Origin of the sequence: Pseudarthrobacter sp. 902506025, assembly GCF_040702325.1 — a bacterium.
GTDB lineage: Bacteria > Actinomycetota > Actinomycetes > Actinomycetales > Micrococcaceae > Arthrobacter.
Genome location: NZ_JBFBKW010000025.1, coordinates 1,383 through 3,132, shown reverse-complemented (window position 1 = coordinate 3,132; position 1,750 = coordinate 1,383). Strand labels below are relative to the sequence as shown.

General features: G+C 55.4%; 1 rRNA gene (running past one end of the window). It reads left to right on the top strand.

Annotated features, from left to right (window positions below):
• Positions 1 to 16: 16 nt before the first annotated feature.
• Positions 17 to 1,750, top strand: a 23S ribosomal RNA gene (locus AB0280_RS21490) (its annotated part continues 1,382 nt past the right edge of the window); the annotation flags it as partial.

The window sequence follows — 1,750 nt, the reverse complement described above, 5'->3', positions numbered from 1 at the left end:
TGTTTTTGATCTTTGTGGTCAAGTTTTTAAGAGCACACGGTGGATGCCTTGGCATTAGGAGCCGAAGAAGGACGTAGGAATCTGCGATAAGCCTGGGGGAGTCGATAACCGGACTGTGATCCCAGGGTGTCCGAATGGGGAAACCCCGCCAAGCGCGCGAGTGACTTGGTGACCCGTACCTGAACACATAGGGTGCGTGGGGGGAACGCGGGGAAGTGAAACATCTCAGTACCCGCAGGAAGAGAAAACAATAGTGATTCCGTTAGTAGTGGCGAGCGAACGCGGATCAGGCTAAACCGTTCCATGTGTGATAGCCGGCGGGCGTTGCATGGTCGGGGTTGTGGGACTTTCCATACCAGTTCTGCCGGGCTGGTGGGGTGTGATGTGCGCGCATAGGTGAACGGTTTTGAAAGGCCGGCCAGAGAGGGTGTTAGTCCCGTAACCGTAATGTGTTTGTACCGCCTGTGAGAGTATCCCAAGTAGTACGGGGCCCGAGAAATCCCGTGCGAATCTGTCAGGACCACCTGATAAGCCTAAATACTCCCTAATGACCGATAGCGGACCAGTACCGTGAGGGAAAGGTGAAAAGTACCCCGGGAGGGGAGTGAAACAGTACCTGAAACCGTGTGCTTACAATCCGTCGGAGCCAGTCTGATTCTGGTGACGGCGTGCCTTTTGAAGAATGAGCCTGCGAGTTAGTGTTACGTCGCGAGGTTAACCCGTGTGGGGCAGCCGTAGCGAAAGCGAGTCTGAATAGGGCGTGTGAGTGGCGTGATCTAGACCCGAAGCGAAGTGATCTACCCATGGCCAGGTTGAAGCGACGGTAAGACGTCGTGGAGGACCGAACCCACTTCAGTTGAAAATGGAGGGGATGAGCTGTGGGTAGGGGTGAAAGGCCAATCAAACTTCGTGATAGCTGGTTCTCCCCGAAATGCATTTAGGTGCAGCGTTGCGTGTTTCTTGCTGGAGGTAGAGCTACTGGATGGCTAATGGGCCCTACAAGGTTACTGACGTCAGCCAAACTCCGAATGCCGGTAAGTGAGAGCGCAGCAGTGAGACTGTGGGGGATAAGCTTCATAGTCGAGAGGGAAACAGCCCAGACCACCAACTAAGGCCCCTAAGCGTGTGCTAAGTGGGAAAGGATGTGGAGTTGCCCAGACAACCAGGAGGTTGGCTTAGAAGCAGCCACCCTTAAAAGAGTGCGTAATAGCTCACTGGTCAAGTGATTCCGCGCCGACAATGTAGCGGGGCTCAAGTACACCGCCGAAGTTGTGGCATTCAGATATTTAGCTAAGCCCTTGTGGTTCAGGCGTCTGGATGGGTAGGGGAGCGTCGTGTGGGCAGTGAAGTCGCGGTGGAAACCAGCGGTGGAGCCTACACGAGTGAGAATGCAGGCATGAGTAGCGAAAGACGGGTGAGAAACCCGTCCGCCGAATGATCAAGGGTTCCAGGGTCAAGCTAATCTGCCCTGGGTAAGTCGGGACCTAAGGCGAGGCCGACAGGCGTAGTCGATGGACAACGGGTTGATATTCCCGTACCGGCGAAAAACCGTCCATGTTGAACAGGGGATACTAACCGCCCGAGACCTGCCCGACACCCCTTGTGGGTGAAGGGTTTTGGTGGAGCGCGGGACCTGATCCTGGGAGGCAAGCGTATTAACAGGTGTGACGCAGGAAGGTAGCCGAGCCGGGCGATGGTTGTCCCGGTCTAAGGATGTAGGGCGAGTGGTAGGCAAATCCGCCACTCATAT